The sequence below is a fragment of the [Mycoplasma] gypis genome (assembly GCF_016924775.1).
Taxonomy (GTDB): domain Bacteria; phylum Bacillota_I; class Bacilli_A; order Mycoplasmatales; family Metamycoplasmataceae; genus Metamycoplasma; species Metamycoplasma gypis.
The window spans coordinates 1-18,063 of record NZ_JAFFTD010000001.1 but is presented as its reverse complement, the minus strand read 5'-3'; the positions used below and the strand labels follow the sequence as shown (position 1 = coordinate 18,063).

Below are 18,063 nucleotides of genomic sequence, written 5' to 3'. Positions count from 1 at the left end.
GTAAGTTACATTAGAACTAACACCATTATAAATTCAATTAATTGGTTAAATTGATTTAGTACCATTGAACCACTAGCTCCATAATATAATGATGAAAAACGAATATTATAATTTACACCATAATAACTTGCCATTAAACGATTTCATACCGCTGTATAAATGTTTATGCTTGCAGTTTCAACATTATTTGTCGCAAACGCAAAAGCATCTTTATTTTTAGGGCTTCTAAAATATGAAAATTCATCGCTGTTTCTTTGCAGTGGATTATTTTGCATTCAGGCTTGTCCTTGTTGGTTATCTGATGGATAGCCAGCAATGTAGATATCTTTAGCATTTGTAAGCATGTGATCAATATTTAATTGCGAAGCACTGTAATAATCAATATTTTGTCACAATTGTTGTGATTGAGTTGTGTTCGGTTGATTATGCTCTGTATTATATTGAGCGTAATTATTTAAGGATTCAATTGCTTCCCTTACTCATTTTGTAAGTGTAGAATCAACTTTGTCTAAGTCAATATCGACTTCAAAAACTGCAAAATCAGTATAAAAGGGAATGTCGCTACCATCATTTAACTTAATAATTTTTTCGTTGTTCGAATCTTTGTGTTCAATAAATTCTTGATATCTTTGTTTAATTATTTCCTGATATTGCTTTGTAGATGCTTGATCCATATAATCAAAAGCTGCAAAAACAAGTCTTGGATTTGTAATTCCTTGAGTGTATTGAGTTTTGTTAGCCCATCTTGAATCAAAATTAGAATCAGTAAAAATTGTATAATTTGCGTAGTAAATAGCTTTAGAATTTTTTTCTTGATGCTGAGCTTTTCCAAGAGCAATACCTATTAATTGATTACCAGTAGGGTCTTGATAATTAAAATGTTTTAATAGTTCTGAACTCATAGCATTGCTAAAATAACTTAAAACATGAAGATTTGTTGCAAAGAATAATTTATACTTATTTTTTGCATTTATATACTTATGATAGTCAAGCAACCATGATGTTCCCTGTCCTTCAATAATTTTGTCGTTTTGTTCGCCTTCTAATTCTTTTAATTTTGTTGAATAAGCAACAGCAAAAGTTCTTTTATAAATATCACTATACAATTTGTTATCATCCACTATTTTGTATTCATTTACAAAATCTGGATATTGATTATCTGTATTATTTGCTGGTGTATTTCAATTAAAGCTTGGTGGAAATACTGGAGGATGTGGCTGATTTTGATTATTATTAGTTTCTGAATTATTTTTACTTGTTGAATCTTGTTCCTGATTTCCATCATTATTTGTTTCAGAATTTTGTGGCTGATTTTCTTCAGTGCCTTGTGTACCTTGGTTACTGTCTTCGTGTGACACATCTGAGTTAATAGTTTTATTATCTTCTGATTGTTTAATAATTGAATCTATACTTGTTTTAAAAAGTCAAAATAATAATGATTTTTCATTTTGTTCATTAAGCAATATTTTTGTAGATAATTGACTAACTTCAGTGATTTTTTGATTTATATTTTCTTTTATGTCTTCATTATATTCTGGGCTATTTAATCATGTGTTTACTTTTTGTTGTTCAGTATCAAAATTATTAATATCTAAACCTAAATCGATTAGATTGTTATTTAAGATACTTTGAAATTCAGCATTAGCAGCATCTTTATATTGTCTAAATTGACTGAAAAGAGCTTCAGTATATTCATTTTGTTCATGATTTAGTAAAATGGTTAATGAATTTGATTCTAGAGAACTTAAAAAAGAAAAAAGACTGTTTTTAGATGTATTAACAACATTGTTAAAAGCGGTTTGAAAATTTGTGTATTCTTGACTAGAATATGTATTTTCAGACACTTTTATTTTCATAAAATTTGTTAATTGTTCTAAAACAGTCTCAGATCTTTTGAAATTCTTCAAATCTTTAATTTGATTAATTTTTTCAATTAATTCAACTGCATTATACTGTTTTTTAGTATCAGTTTCATCTTTAGAACTGCTACTGCAAGAAGCTGCAATAAAAGGTAAACTAAAAACAGTACCCACACTAATTAACGAAATAAATTTTAATCAAGAGATTTTTTGATTTTTTGGTATTATTTTGTAATTAAATCATTAACTGAACCAATATACATAAATTCTTCAGGATCGTGATCTAAAAATTCACCATCGATAATTCTTTTAACTGAGTCGACTGTGTCTTCTACTTTAACAAAAACACTTGATCTTTGGGTGAAATTTTGTGCCATTGAAAATGTTTGTGAAAAGAAGTTTTGAAGTTGTAAGGCTTTTTTAACAACTTCTTTTGATGCTTTATCTAATTCATCAAATCCTAAAATAAGAATGATATCTTCTAATTCTTTATATCTCTGTAGGATACGTTTTGTTTCAATAATTGCTTCGTAATGTTTTGAACCAATAATGTTTGGATCAACACTAGCTGATGTTGAAGCAAGGGGATCAAAAGCTGGGTAAATATTTTTTGCGGCGATATCACGTGAAAGAACTAAACTTCCTCCCAAGTGTTTAAATGTTGCAACCGCTGAAGGATCTGAAAAATCATCCATTGGTAAGAAAACAGTTTGGAAAGAAGTAATTGATCCATTTTCATTAGCAAAAATTCTGTTTTCAATCAATGAAATATCAGTATTTAAAGTTGATTGATATCCACCAATTGATGGCTTTTTGTCCATTGAAGCACTAATTTCATTTCCTGCTTGTAAGAAACGGAAAATATTATCAATAAAAAGTAAAACATTTTCTTTTTCTTGGTCTCTTAAATATTCAGCCGCTGTTAAACCAACAGGAACAATATTCATTCTTGATCCAGCTGATTCATTCATTTGTGAAATATACATTGTTGAGTTTTTCATCAAATCTGAATCTTGAAGGTCTTTATATAATTCAACTCCTTCTCTTGAACGTTCACCAGAACCGATGAAAATGGATGAAGTTTTTTCTTGTGATTTTGAAAGGTTAAAAATAATTTCTTTCATTAAAACAGTTTTTCCAACTCCAGCTCCACCAAAAATTCCGATTTTTGAACCTTGGATGATTGGAATGAAGAAATCAATTGCTTTAATTCCTGTTTCTAAAACTTTATTTTCTCAGTTAAAGTTATTATTGGTTTGAATAGTGGAATTCATTTCAACTTTTTCAGAATTGTTTTTTGGGTTTGTTAATGACTCACCCATAATGTTATAAATATTATTTTTTGCTTTTTGTCCAACAGGAACAACAAATGTTTTATTGGTGTTTACTAATTTTTGATTAACAAATAGTTCTTCATCGGTTTTAATAACCATTGCATATACTGAGTTAAAATCAGTGATTTTTTTAACTAAAAGGATTGAATTTTGATTTTCTGAAGCTAAAATTGTGTTGACTTTTGCAACTTCTTCATTTTCAAAAGCCACTTCAATAACATCAGTTCAAATTTTTGTAATTTTGCAGCTCATTATTTTTCTCCTTTAGTTAATTTTGTGTATTTTTGCATTATAGATTGTTCTGGTTTTACAAATTCTTTTTCAACATTTATTCTTCAATCTAAATTATTAAATTCTGAGTATTGATTTAGCATAAATGCAAAGTAATTTCTAATAATATTTGAATCAGTAGCAGTATTATTTATTAAACTTTCAAATGATTTTTTTGCAATTTCATCATTGTTGATTAAAATGTCGATAAATTTCATTGCTTCAGGAATATTTTTAACACCTTTTAAAATATTTCAAGCAATTAATTTTGAAATTAGATAAATGCTTTTTTGATTATAAACAGATACTCCTCTTTGATTAAACATGTCATCAATTAATGTTCCGTTTTGAATTAAAGTTGACATTTGATCGTTTAAATCATATTTTAAGGATGCAAGTTTAATTTGACGACGGTATGCTTTGTAAATTTTTCCAATTTCGCTTGAAACTTTCGCAATGTGTTTTGTTTGTGCACTTCCACCAATCCGACTAACAGATAAATCAATGTTAATTGCCGGTAATTTTCCAGAAGCAAATATATCACTACTTGTAACAAGTTGTCCATCTGTAATTGAAATGATATTCGAAGCAATTAAAGACGTAATGTCATTGTCAACTGTTTGTACAATTGGTAATGCTGTTATTGATTTGCGTCCCTTAAATTTTCCACTACGTTCTAATAGTCTTGAGTGAGCAAAGAACATATCTCCTGGGAAAGCTTCTTTACCAACTGGTTTATTAGTTAATAAAGCGATTTCACGGAAGATATTTGCGTGTGTTGTTAAATCGTCAAAAACAATTAAAACATCTTCTGTTTTTGAAATATTTTCAGCATGTGCCATAGCAATATATGGAGCTAAATATTGGTCAAAAGGATTATTAGCTGATGAGTTAATGATTATTGTGTAATCTAATGCATCATTTTGTTTTAAGGTTTCATAAACATTTGCAACATTACCTTGAGTTTGACCAATTGCAACATAAATACATTTGACATTTTGATTTTTTTGGTTAATGATTGTATTTAAAGCAATAAAACTCTTACCAGTTTTTCTATCACCAATAATTAATTGTCTTTGTCCTCTTCCTACAGGAATTAATAAATCAACTGATACGTATCCTGTGATTAATTGTTCATTAATTGGCTCATAATCTAATAATAAATTAGGTTTGTTAAATGGTTTAGATACTGAGTCATAGAATTGTGATTCTAATTTTAAATTTTTTTCCTTACTGAATATAGCTTTGCCCCAAATATCAGTAATTTTTCCAAACATGTCTTTTGAAGTTTTAACTTCTAGAGATTCTTGACGCACTTCAACAACATCATCAACGTTGATTTGACCATCTTGAGCATTTGTTAAACAATATGCTTTATCACTTGTCGCAGAAATCAAGAATAATTTAATTTCTGGTTTATTTTTTATTGTAAATGTTTCATTTTGTTTATAGTCATATTCACCTGTTATTTCAACAACGTAGTCAAGAATTGATGAAACAACAATTTTATTATTTGCCATTATAAGACTCCTATCGCTAATACTAGTAAGATAATTGCAACAACTAAACTTGTTATTGAAATAACTGAACTAATTATTATTTTATTTTTTTCATTATTTATTTTTTTATTTTTAAAGACTTTTAACATTACTGCAACAAATCCGAAAAATAATGCAAGAATTGCTACAGCTATTGCTGAACCTGTTAGTAAATGTTTAGAACTATCTGGTTGTAAAAAGGAATTATATTGAAGTTCTTTGAAAGCATTATTATAAGATGTAGCTTCAGCATTATCTGAACCGAAATCAATATCCTTATTAATTGTTATTGTTCCAATATTAAGGAATTGTGTATGAATTTTATTAATAATTGCAATGATTGAGTTATATTGAGCGTTTGCATCAAATGTTGATGTTTTTGCAATACCGCTAAATATATTAATATCATCTCTTAAAACATTAAGAGCTGTTTCAAGATTTTCAATTTTGTGATTTGAATTTTTTAAGTTTTCTTTAACATAACTTTCAACACTGATAATATTTTCTTTCATTGCATAAAATAGATTATTAAATGCATTTGATAAAAATTGTCAGTAGTGGGCGTTATTAATTAAAGAAATTTTTAAAGCTGTTGTGAAAAGTGAATCAATGTCATGGGCAAAATTTGTATTTTTCAATTTATTATACCCATCTTCTAGACTACTAAAGTTTTGATTCCCGACTAATGATGTGTAATTGTTTATGATTGCATTAACATTGAATTTAAATGTTGAATTATTTGTTAATTTAATTGCTTGTTGAATCATCTTATACACTGAATTAGCAAGATTATTTGATCTTAATTTTAAGAGTTCAATATTTGAACCTACACCCAAAGCATCATATAATCTTTTGAATGTTTTTTGAATAATGTAGTAAGCGAGTTGTGTTGTTTTTGCAACTTGTACAGAAGTAAAGCGAACAACCGGCTTTTTATAAATGTTGATTTTTTCAGGTTTTAAACGATCTGATAATTGTATTTTTGCAACCAATTGTCCAGATTCTTCTTTAACCTCTAACACTTTATATTCAAATCTAGTATAAATTGGGTTATTAAATCAAAAATGTTGATTAATATTGACTGGATTTATTAAATCTGAATTAGAAGAATTTAAAAATTGTCAGTCAATATAAGGATTTAAACGAGAAATGTTTTGAACCACATCGCTTTCAATCGGATCTTCTAAAGTTTTTTCTTCAGGAAGTAAGGGGGGAATTTCGGCTTGAGGCTCTTCTTCTTTGTGTTTATCATTAAAATCTTGGTTTTGTTGTAAATCAAAAAGCGTGAATCTTGGAGAAATTTTGCTAATTAAGTATTGATTTCAACTAGCAAAGCCCGAAGGAGCTTCAATATCAATAAAACCTTTTTCAGGGTTGATAATTTTTACACTTTCATCAGGTAAATCGTCAGGACTTGTAAAGATTTTTTCAAATTCTCCACTAAGTTGTGAAAAATATTTATTTCCTGTTTCAGAAAGATTTTTTCAATCAATTGTATTTAATGTTTGATCTTGTGATTTGGTAATTGACCCATTTTCTGAGTTTATTTGATTTGAATAATCATTAGGAGCTTTATTACCGATAATAATGTTATCAAAAGTCTGTGATTGATAAGTTATTTCTCCATGAAAGTAATTAGCATCATCACTAAGTATTCTTGGGAAAACAATATTAAATCCATATTGTTGTGGATTTTTTAAAATAGCATCTTTATTATCTTTAAAAAATGCCGCTAATTTTTTATAATAAAGAACCTTAACTAAAAGTTGTTTATTAAAGTTTTCATCTTCGATTTCCAGAAGCTTATTAATTCTTCTATTCACTTCCGAAATTGAACTATCTATGAATTCCGAAAGTGAATCATGAATAAAAGCATCCATTTTTGAAGAAAAAGTACTAAATTCTGGATCAGAAACGGCTGGAGCAGGATTTTCTGGATTTTCTTCTCCATTATTTGAAACATTTGTGTCAGCTGATAAAAATGTAAGCGCTAGCACAGGTGTCGCAAGGACAGGGCCTATTGAAAGAAAAAGTTTTTTATTTTTCTTCATTTTTTTGCCCTCCTTCAACGAGACTAAAATCAATCTGTAATTTTAGTTTGTTATATTCTTTATTTAATTGATCAATTTCAGTACGATTGTAGCTTGAAAGATTTAAAGAATCTAAAGCTTTCAATTCGCTTTTTTCCTTAGAAATTTTTTGATATTTATTTATTAGATTTTTTTCATTAGCAAAAATTTTTTGATCTTGAAAATATCAATGAAAACGATCGTTGTATGTAATTTCGATAATATTATCGTTATTTTTAATGAATACATTATTTAAAATAAAATATTTGATATTTTTATTTTGTTCGACAATTCTAAAAAAACATGTTCGATAGCTAGCTATTGAATTATTTTCAAATTTAGTTCATGAGTCATTACCATTTATATTTAATTGCAATGATGAAATACTAAATTCTTTAGTTACACCTTCTTGAGAAACCATCAATAAATTATTTTTGATCATCTTTTCCCTTTCTTTGGTGAATTAAATCTTTTTTATATGAAAGCAGTGAAATTTCTTCAACCTCAAGCTGTCTTTTTTCACGGTTTACAAATTTTTTCAAAACAAATAAGCGATCTTCTAAGTCATTGATAATTTTGTTTTGGGCGATTAGATTATATTTTTCATTAACAATCGAAGATTCGTTTAATAAAGTCAATGTAATGTAAGTTAAATAAGAATGAACTTCACTTTCGATAAAATTATCAATATTAGGATAGATTTTAATATTTTTAAAGTCTATGTCGTTAGGAATAAATTTGTTAACTTCATCCAGTCTTAAGTTGAATTTTTCAATAGGTAAAACTGATAGTCAAGAATCTTTAATTTTTGCTGAATTTATAATAAAGTTAATATCGTGATAACCGTTGTTTTCGATGAAATTTTCAATATATTTAGGCAAAAAATTTGATAAAAATGCAACATCGTTCTTTTTATATTCAAAAACCACATTAGCTTTTTTTTGTTTACAAAAATTATTTGCTCTTTCACCTATTGAAATAAAAATATCTTTTTTAAAATCGGCATTTTTATTCAATGACTCTTCATGTTTAGCGTATGAGTCAGTTTCGTATTTTTCTTTTTCAGTTATATAAACTCATAACTTTGGAGTTTTAGTATTTAATTTTAATTTTTGTAAAAATTTATTTTGAATTTTTTTTGAAGATTTAATTATTTCATTATTAACTTCATATCTTTGAGTAATTTGTTCAATGAAGTGTTTAGATTGAATTGAACGACTTAAGAAATAATTATTTTGTTTTGATAATTTAAGAATATTAATTAAAGTAATATTTTTTTCTGATTCAATTACTTTATAAATATTTGTATAACTTGCAAGTTTATTTTGTAGTTTTTTTAAGTTCATATTATTTTATAAAGTTTTCAGAGAAGAAAACTTTTACACTTTTAGTTTGTTTATCAAAAGCAAAAATTAAATCTTTATTATATGCAAAAAGTTTTCCAGTTTTAAAAGTATTGTCAATTAATGAATTTAAAGTTTCAAGAACTTCCATTTTTTCAATGTTGTCACTTTGAATTAAGTTTAAAGCAAATGAATTAGAATTGATTTTTGGATTTATGATAGGAATTAACATGTTTAGACTAAATCTTTCATTACGGTTTCAATCAAGATAAAAGTTTTCGAAAAGAATTTGTTTTTTTTCTGAAATAGCTTTATTAATATCTTGTTCAAGGTTATCCATAAGTTCTTGAATTTTAGGTGAATTTAATTCAATAATAATTTGGTTCTTAATTTCTTGAAAACTTACTTTCTTTTCACTGTTCTTTAGTTTATTAAATTCTGCAAAAGCTATTTTTTGATATTCATTTACAAGATTATTTTTTTCAAGGTTAGCGGATTTTTTCTTTAAACTAAATTTCATATGTTTTTACCCCTTTTTTGTTTCTTTTGTAAATAAATACAGAAGCATAAATTCATGTAGATGATTTGATTATTAAATATAAAACTGACAGACATAAAATGATAATGATACCGATATCAGGAAGATTAAATGCTGTTGATGTTACTGACATGGATGTATTGTCTAAATGTGAAAGTTCGATGTTTAATTGTTGAGTAATTAGAACAAATTGCAACATAATTCAAGTAAGAATGTATATTGAAATTCTGATAATATTCGGAACTGTGTAAATTGTCCGAGCTATTTGATAAATAGATAAGGCTGTGATTACAACCATCAATAAAATCACTGTATTTGTTAATTTATCATTAACAAAAATTCTTAATATTAAGCTAAAAATTAGAACAATAAGAAATGATGAAAATCCTATTGAAGAAAAATAATTATTAAGTAATTGTTTATTTTTAATTTTGATTTTTACAAATATCAAGAAACCAATAACCAATACTGAAAACATTGTAAATATTATTCATAATCAGTAATTAGGTTTTTGAAAAATAATAATACCTTCTGTATAGACATTACTAAACATTTTCACAAAGTATCACGCCATTATTGAAAATAATACTGAGATCGAGTAAGTATTTGTGTTTTTTAATAATGAAATAATGTATTGTTTTTTGTTATATTCATAAATAAATGAAAACTGTGACATTGCAATCATTAATATTATTGCAATTATTAATAAAAACAATAGTACATAGCCTAATCCACCTTTTTGGAAGAAAGTATTTTCAAAACCATCAATTAGAGGATTAGACACAAAAAGATTATTTTCAACTCCATCTGTTCTGTTGTTAACAAAAACATATAAACACATTAATAAAATTAAAATATTAATTAATTTAAACAATTGTGAAATTATTAATGAAAGAATAATTCTTTTTGAAATGGGCGATGTTTTTCTTTGAATAATCTTTGTATAAAAATCGTAAGCAAAATTAATTAAAAATAAGATTATAAATAAAAACGATTTATAAAATAGGGTAATTAGTTTTAGATCATTTCAAACAAATGGAATAACTAAACTGATTATTGAAAATAAAACATAAACAACAAATCATGGAATATATTTTAGAGTTGGAGCCAAATTTTTGTGTATATTCCGATAATTGTAAAATCCTGTTAATACAATAAGACTAAAAAATAAAGCGATATTGTACAAAATATTAAAGTTCTTGGCACTAGCATCAAAACTATTGTTTAAAAATAAATCTTTTGTTGAAAAGTAGTTATCAACATTAATAAGTCTACTTGCCAAAATTAAGAATATAAACAATTCAACAAAAGCCAAAGCTAGGTTTGAATATTTAAGTATTGGAAAAATACTTTTTTTAATACTATTCGAAACCACTTATTTCTCCTCCCTGATTAAAATCTGCTGGTTTTACAACAGCTTGTTTTCCGAATTTTCTTGCTGCTTGAGTTTTATTAATTACTCTAGCAACAGCTTCTGAGTCAACATAAACTGTTCTAAAAGCGTTTCTTCCGGCTTCAAATAATCCATATAACTGTTGGTTGTAATTATTTGGAATTTCATCAATTGAGCCTTTTAGGTAAACAGCATTGACATCTGCTCCTTCGAAATCTAATTCAGCTCTTCTTGGCCCTTTTACGATTAAAGCATTTCATTGTTGTTTATCAATATCTTTTAATTCCACAGTAAATGTAGGTGTAGAATTTCATAATTTTAATTTAAAGAATACTTTGCTATATAGATTAATACCTTTTAATGAACGTAATTGTGGTGTTTGTGTAAGATCTAAATATGTTGGTCATGAACCATCTCCAAAAGCACCTTGGAAAATTCTTTGATCAGCTTTATCCACAAAAGCAATTTTCATACTTTCATTAACTTGGTCTAATGTTGAATCTTTTGCAAATCTTAAAGTATTGAAAACGATTGAAGCAGCAACACCACCACCATTATTCATTGTGTTATTGTTATAATCAAAGCTAAAGTATTTAACTTTATTAACAGCTCTTGGATCAATAGCTCATTTGTCGCTTAAGTTGTTTAAACTTGAAACAACTTCAAGTTCATCAATTGTCTTGTTTGTTAACCCGATTAACGAATCTGTGTTGTAACCTTCAAAGAATAAAGTTACTTTCTTAATATGGTCAGGAATTGTTTTTAAAATTTCTCTAAAGTCTTGACGTTCATCACGGTATCCCATATTTTTAATAGTTACCCCATCAAGTTTTTTACCTTGTTGTTTTACTTTTGCTAAGAAGTCTGTAAATTCTCTGTAACCAGCTGGATTTGCAGCATCTAAAACAGCAACAATAATTTTGTCACCTGGTTTTGCAACTTTATTAGTTGAATCAGGTGTATATTCATAAACTGTGATTCCTTTTGAAGAACTCGCCCCTGCACTAGAGTATGAATTGGTTGTATCATTTTTATTTCAACCTTTATATTCCATGTTTGAAACTTCTGAAGGATTTCTGTTTCATTCTCCATCATTTGCAAGAACACGTTTTTTATTATCACTAATCATTTTATTTCTTACTGGGTTTTTACTTTGATCAGCAAAACCTCAAACTACTCCACCAAGATTTGTGCCCCCATAGTTTAAAATAGGTATCATACCTTTTTTTAGTTGGCTATCTAATTCTCTACTGATTATGTCTAGTTGTGTTTGAAATAGTTTATTAAGATCATCTGCATCAGTTAATTCTCTACCACCTAATACAAAACCAATTTCTTTTATTTTTTGAGTGGTTGTTTTTCCATTATTTTCAACAAGTTTTAAATAATTACGTAAAGATTCTTCATTAAAAGCAATTCCTTGGTTAGTTTGATCTAAATCATAAAGGCTTTTAAATGAAGTAACAAGTTTTTGAATTTGAGCTTCACTTAATGAACCGTTAATTTTCATTTTAGCGAATTCTTTAATATTTTTAATAGAGTTTTTAATTTCTGCTGCTTGTTTTGCCGAAATACTTCCACCGCTTGAAGGTTGTTTTATTCTTGAAGGATCTGGTACATTAACGTTATTTGGATTAACTGTTGCACCAGCTTTTTTGATAACTTCATTAACTTTTTTGAGTTCTTCTTCTCTTTTTGAAGGAACTACTGGTTCAGTTGGAGCAATAATAGGGTCTTTAGGTTTTTCTGGATTGACAACAATTGGTTTTTCTGGTTCTGGACCTTTTTCTTCTGGTTTTTCAATTGTTTTCGGAATTTTTTCAATTGCGATTTTATTGGTTGTTCCCCGTTGAATAGTTAAATTTTCAGAAGCTGATGTTAAACGATAACCTTCTGGAACTAAACCTTTATATTCAACATTTTCGTCATCGTGAGTTACAACAGTTTTTGTTACTATTGAAACTCCATGATCTTCAAAAACAAGAGTTGTTCGATATTCAGTAACAATTTTAGCAACTTCAATTCGGTTAGATTCACCAATGTTGATAATTGGGTTGGAGTTTACTAATTTGTATTTTGCAGGAACTAATGGAGCAAGATTAATTTTTTCATCATCATATGAAATAACACTAACTTCTTTACCAATGTTTTGAGAACCGCTGTAGAATTGAATCTTAGTTGTTTTTTTTACTTTTATTTTTTCAATAGTAATATTTACTGTTTGTCCACGGGTAACTGATGGTTTTCTATTTTCATTTAATAATTTATAACCTGTTGGTATTTTCGATTCTCATTCAACAGGTTCATCATCGTAGGTTTTAATTTTTACTCTTTTGAAAACTCCACTTTGTCCAGCAAGAACAAAGTTAATTGTTGTTGTGTACTCAATAACAATTTTTTCAATAGGAATTGTGACAGCTTGACCAGGAGTAATGTTTGGGGTTGGGCTTCCTTCTTTTAATTTATAACCTTTTGGCATTTTTGATTGTCAATCAACTTTTTGCTCATCAAAAGAAACAATGTTTTCAGTTGCAATGTTTACGTTATTAAATTTATATGTAACTTGTGTTATAAATTTTTCAATAATTTTTTCAACAGTAACAGTGTTTTCTACACCTACTTCTATTTGTTGTTTAGGATTTACAAGTTTGTATTTTTCAGGTAAGTGGTCAACAATATTTATTTCTTCATCATTAATTGTTTGAATTGTTTCAGTTTTTACTTCTTTGCCTTCGGCAGTAACAAAATGCACTGTAGTTGTATGATGTACAGTGATTTTTTTAATAGCAATAACATTATCAATATTTGGATCTAAATTCATTTTTGTTTGGTCCAGTGAACTATCGCTCAATTCATAACCATCAGGTATTATTTCAGTAATATTTACACTTTCAGGATTTTCGACTTTAAGTGTGAATGAAGAAATTATTTTTGCTTCTTCTTTAAAAATAATTTTTATTTCAAATTTATTAATAGCAAGATTATTATCATATGTTGAATTTGCGTTTACATCATCAATAATGTTTTTATCAGTAATATTTGAATTTATTCCTTTTTCAAAATTTATTAATCCGGTTTTAAGCTCTCTATTTTTTGTTGTGGTTGCGATAGAAGCTGTTATAACGACTCCTACTGATGCAACAGAGGTAAGTACTACTGTGGTAGCAATTAATTTATATTTTTTAGCTTTAATCATTTATAGCACCTTAATTATTTCATGAATCTATATTCAACGGGAACATAAGCATCGTCAGTTCCATTACTAAATAAAGCTGTTTTATAATTCTTTCCATATGCATCTTTTAAAGCTTGACGATATGAAGTTCTTTGGTCTTTTCCACCACCGTAAATCAAATCATATTGTGCTAGATTATATTTTCCATACAATCCGTCATAATGTCTTCCTTCAGAACGGAAAGCTTGAGTAATTGTTGTTAATGAACTATCTGCTGTTGCGAAGTTTATACCATAAAGATAACCATTAACATCTCTTACACTTGAGCCACTAGCACCTTGAAGGGGCTGTCAGTTCGAAAGATTATACCCAAGTCCAAAGTTAATATATTCTGATTGTTTATAATTAGATGTTTTGTCCTTAACATTCCCAATATTAAAAGTTCCTCCGCCTATTCCCAAAGAATCAATTATTGGAACAGAAAGGGTAATATCAGTAATTCCTGGGTTATTAGTAAATGTACGGTAACCAATAAAACTTGAAAGTCCAGAACCTAAATCTTTAGTAAAAATCTTAGGCAAATCTTTTGGTTTATTAATTCAAATGCTTGTTGTATATTTCAATTTATCTGAGCCTTGTCCAAAAATAGAATCCCCGTTAATCCTTGCCCTATCTTCTTTTGTTAATTGATAGTCATATTGTGCGTTGGGAAATCCTAAAGCAAGAAAATCAACTTTTATTTTAGGAACACTGACTGTTTTATTGTCATTAATTGTAACATTGACATTTTCAGTGCTCAATTTTTCGTAATCTTCTAATACAGATGAACTTGCAAATTTAACTTTTTCACTGGAATCTCAGTTTGCATAGTTAGCTGTTGCTTTTTTAGCTAGTTCAGAAGCATTAGAAACGCTAACATCAGAGTTTTTATCTTGTGAAAAATATTTATATTCATTATTTCTTTGATCAAATTTAAATTCTAAAACAGCAAAATCAGCAGCTTCTTCATAATTTTTATATTTTGAAAGACTTGACACATATTCAGAAGGGCTAGTATTCATAAAATTATTTGCGGCATATATTAATTTAACTTGAGATGGTTCAAAACTAAAACGATCAACAGTAACTGCTAAATTTGTAACATCTAATTTTTGATTAAGTGGTGTATCTTCATTAAAGTGATATAAATTTATTTTTTCAGTTTCTCCAAAATTTGTTTTTAATAACTTTTTAAGCTCATTAGAGTATTTATTATAATTCATAATTGCACTTGACTCAAAAGCAGCCTTTTCGCCTTGTGTTTCTTTAATATGATTAAATTCTTCTTCATACTGTTTAATTTTTTCTTTAATCGGTGTAATTTTATCTTTTTCTTCTTGGAGTTTTGAAATATTTGTGTAATTCGTTTGTTTATCCTCTTGAGATTTAATAATTCTCTGAGCAACGTGAAGATTAGTTGCTAAATACCAAGTAGTTGGATATTCTTTGCCCTCTTCCGTTTTATAGTCTAAAATTCATGCAGTACCTTTTTCAACTTCTAACGAATTAGGATCAATCAATTTATTTGAGTTAACAATTTCAATTTGGTAACTTTGTAAGGCAATTTTTTTGTAAAGTTCATTAGGTAAATAGCGTGCTTTACCATAGTTATTAGGCGTTGCTTTCCAATAGGCTTTTACTGGTGTAGAAATATTTAAAGGTTCTAAATAAATCCCATCCTTTTGGTAAATGCTAAAATTACGATAGTAAGCATCTTCTCATGTCGATTGATTATTTTGAATTGCTTTAGCATTGTAATTACTAAAAGGTGCTTCCGGAGCAGGTTTAATACCTCTTTCTTCTAGATAAGCACGTAATGCTGATACGTAATTATTTACATCCACTGTGTTTTTTTCTTTTTGAGAGAGTCTATTGTAAGCTTCTTCATCTTTAGGTCCAGTAGGATTTATAGTATTTACTGGTTGTGTATTTGAAGAATTAAATCCCGAAGTAGAAGGTTCTGTCTCAACGTCATCACCTGGATTAGGTGTGGGGGAAGACACACCAGGATTCGAAGGAATGATGGATTCAGGATTTGAATTTGGTTGTTCTGGTTGTGTTTTTGGATTTGATTGTTCTGGTTTAAATTTATCTTTATTTTTGTTATCACAAGCTGCAGCAACAAATGTGATAGTCATTGTTGATGCCGAAAATAATAAAATAGAGTATAAAAAATTTTTAAAATATCTTTTGTTATTCATAACTTGAAATTGTACTAGTTTTTTGTTTTTTTATATCATTATTAGCATTTAAATATAAAACAATAAGATTTTTGTTATATTTTTCAGTTAAAAAATCTTTATAAAAAATAAAAAAAACTGTTTCCGTTAAAGGGAAAACAGTGAATTTTAAATTATTATAGTTTGTTTGTTATGTGTTTGGCTGCGATTGTTCCATCACCAACAGCTGTAGTTATTTGACGAATGTCTTTGATCCTTACATCACCAACAGCATAAACGTTTTTAATTTTTGTTTCCATATTTTCGTCAGTGATTACAAAACCATTTGGTGCCAATACACCTTCAAAATCTTTTAAGAAATCGGTAGCAGGAATGAAACCAATATAAGGGAAAACTCCACTTACTTGAATTTCTTTTTCTTCACCTTCGACAAAAGCTTTAACTTTTCCTACAACACCCTCTTCGTTTGGAATGATTTCCAAGATTTGTGAATTCATAAGGATTTCAACATTGCTTTTAGCTTTTAATTCATCAACAAGTTTTTGTTCTGCAATAATTTTGTCACGAACAAAAACATATACTTTAGAAGCAAATGAAGCAACGAAAGCACCTTCTTCGATTGCTGAGTTTCCCCCACCAATAATAGCAATTGGATGCCCTTTATATTGTGGACCATCACAAATAGCACAATATGAAACACCTTTACCATCAAATTCTTCAATTCCTTTAATATCTTTAGGAATTCTATTTAGCATTCCGCTAGCTACAATTATTGTTTTTGTTTTTAGAATTTGTCCATCTTCTAAAATAACTTCTTTGTAAAAATCTTCTACATTATTAATTTTTACAACGTTACCAAAAACAAATTCAGCGCCATTAGCCTGTGTTTGTGAAAACATTTTAGTTGCTAATTCAGCCCCTGTAATCATTGTTTCGCCTGGTCAGTTTTCAATTTTTGATTGAAATGGAAGTTTCCCACCAGGAACTTTCTTTTCAATAAAAACTGTTTTTAAATTACTTCTTGTTGTATATACTGAAGCAGTTAATCCCGCAGGACCCCCACCAATAATAACAACATCATAATCAGTTTTTGTATTTGTCATTAATTTACTCCTATATTTTGTACATTATTTTGTTTTTCTTTAAGAATTTTCATTCTTTGTTTTTCTTGGTTGCGACGATTAATGTAATGAATAGAATCTTCTCAAACAATAAAATAGAAAATTTTAGCTCATTTTGGATTTTCGAAATTTGGAACTTTGTAAACAGTATAACGAGTATTTCTTGTGAAGTTAAATCAAATAACTAATAAAACCCCAACAACAATATAAATGATTGAAAGAACGTTATAGAATGTAAAACTTTCTTCACGAAGATTTTCCATTGAGAAACGAACAGTACCATAGTATACTCAGTAAAGCCCACCAGTTGTTCCTGGTCTTAGTCAGTTTCATTTGTTTAATACTCAAACTAAAACTACGTAACCTAAAAGGTTTGCGACTGATTCATAGAAGAATAAAGGTGCACGATAAGCTGAAATTGATTCCGCTGAACCATTAGCGGGAGCAAAAATGTACATTTGTTCTTTAATAAATGAAGGAAGAAAAGCGATTGATCAATCATTTGCATCAACAACTTTTCCATAAACTTCGTGGTTTGCAAAGTTTCCCCAACGTCCTATTGCTTGTCCAATAAAAACAGTTGGTAAAATAATTGAAAAACATTTCTTTAAATCAACTAAATCTCGTTTGAAACTTAAGAAAATTAAGTCACAAATTGCTGAAACTACAACACCCCCTTGGATGGATAGTCCCCCTTCTCAAATTTTGTATCAATTAGATTTTAAAAAGATTCAGTCTCCAACTGACATTCTTTCAAAAATGAAGAAAAGTCTTGCTCCTAAAATTGAGGTTGGAAGAGTGATAATAACAACTGTAACAAACAGTTCAAATTTATATTTTTCACGTCTTCAGAATCAAAAAACAGTAAGGATAGCACAAAGCATTCCTAACATCATTAAAAATGAGTAAAGACGCATATCTCCAAGTTTTAAAACTTGACTGTCATTATCAGGAATATAACCTTTAAATTCTTCCATAAACGCTCCTTTCTTATAAAGTAATATAAAAATAATTATACATTTAAAAAAAATATATTATTTTAATGCACAAACATTTTTTCAAGTAAAGCTTTTTTGATTGCTTCTTGCTTTTGTTGTTTTAATTCATAGAGTTAAATCAGTCTATCGAGTTTTTGGAATAATGAACCAATTTTTCGTTGCTCTGTTATATTTGGAAAACTTATCATAAATTTTTCTATTAAGTC

The 18,063-nt window shown here is 27.9% G+C and carries 12 protein-coding genes; all 12 read right to left on the bottom strand.

The window, feature by feature from the left end:
- Positions 1-5 precede the first annotated feature (5 nt).
- Entirely contained in the window at positions 6-2,033 is a 2,028-nt protein-coding gene (locus JV175_RS04225; RefSeq protein ID WP_205498131.1) for an MIP family Ig-specific serine endopeptidase, read from the bottom strand.
- Between the two features lie 50 nt (positions 2,034-2,083).
- Positions 2,084-3,445, bottom strand: a complete 1,362-nt coding sequence (locus tag JV175_RS00055; protein WP_205498129.1) for an MSC_0618 family F1-like ATPase beta subunit — start codon at positions 3,443-3,445, stop codon at positions 2,084-2,086.
- Entirely contained in the window at positions 3,445-4,983 is a 1,539-nt protein-coding gene (locus tag JV175_RS00050) for an MSC_0619 family F1-like ATPase alpha subunit (protein WP_205498127.1), read from the bottom strand. The genes JV175_RS00055 and JV175_RS00050 overlap by 1 nt, the downstream gene beginning before the upstream one ends.
- On the bottom strand, positions 4,983-7,052 hold the full coding sequence (locus JV175_RS00045) for an MSC_0620 family F1-like ATPase-associated subunit (protein ID WP_205498126.1): 2,070 nt from the start codon (positions 7,050-7,052) through the stop codon (positions 4,983-4,985). Before JV175_RS00045 ends, JV175_RS00050 begins: the two co-directional genes overlap by 1 nt.
- Entirely contained in the window at positions 7,039-7,512 is a 474-nt protein-coding gene (locus tag JV175_RS00040) for an MSC_0621 family F1-like ATPase epsilon subunit (protein ID WP_205498125.1), read from the bottom strand. Before JV175_RS00040 ends, JV175_RS00045 begins: the two co-directional genes overlap by 14 nt.
- On the bottom strand, positions 7,499-8,416 hold the full coding sequence (locus JV175_RS00035; protein WP_205498124.1) for an MSC_0622 family F1-like ATPase gamma subunit: 918 nt from the start codon (positions 8,414-8,416) through the stop codon (positions 7,499-7,501). The genes JV175_RS00040 and JV175_RS00035 overlap by 14 nt, the downstream gene beginning before the upstream one ends.
- 1 nt (position 8,417) lies before the next feature.
- Positions 8,418-8,933: an MSC_0623 family F1-like ATPase-associated protein gene (locus tag JV175_RS00030; RefSeq protein ID WP_205498123.1), complete on the bottom strand. Its 516-nt coding sequence runs from the start codon at positions 8,931-8,933 to the stop codon at positions 8,418-8,420.
- A complete protein-coding gene (locus JV175_RS00025; RefSeq protein ID WP_205498122.1) occupies positions 8,923-10,326 on the bottom strand; it encodes an MSC_0624 family F1-like ATPase-associated membrane protein in 1,404 nt (467 codons plus the stop codon). The genes JV175_RS00030 and JV175_RS00025 overlap by 11 nt, the downstream gene beginning before the upstream one ends.
- Complete coding sequence (locus JV175_RS04220; protein ID WP_205498121.1) at positions 10,313-13,540, bottom strand: putative immunoglobulin-blocking virulence protein; 3,228 nt, start codon at positions 13,538-13,540, stop codon at positions 10,313-10,315. Before JV175_RS04220 ends, JV175_RS00025 begins: the two co-directional genes overlap by 14 nt.
- A gap of 14 nt (positions 13,541-13,554) precedes the next feature.
- The gene (gene mip / locus JV175_RS00015; RefSeq protein WP_205498120.1) at positions 13,555-15,759 is read right to left on the bottom strand and encodes an Ig-specific serine endopeptidase MIP; all 2,205 of its coding nucleotides are present in this window, start codon (positions 15,757-15,759) and stop codon (positions 13,555-13,557) included.
- Between the two features lie 155 nt (positions 15,760-15,914).
- Positions 15,915-16,841 (bottom strand): NAD(P)/FAD-dependent oxidoreductase, encoded by a 927-nt coding sequence (locus tag JV175_RS00010; RefSeq protein ID WP_205498118.1) that lies wholly within the window; start codon positions 16,839-16,841, stop codon positions 15,915-15,917.
- Entirely contained in the window at positions 16,841-17,836 is a 996-nt protein-coding gene (gene lgt / locus JV175_RS00005; RefSeq protein ID WP_205498116.1) for a prolipoprotein diacylglyceryl transferase, read from the bottom strand. The genes JV175_RS00010 and lgt overlap by 1 nt, the downstream gene beginning before the upstream one ends.
- Positions 17,837-18,063 lie beyond the last annotated feature (227 nt).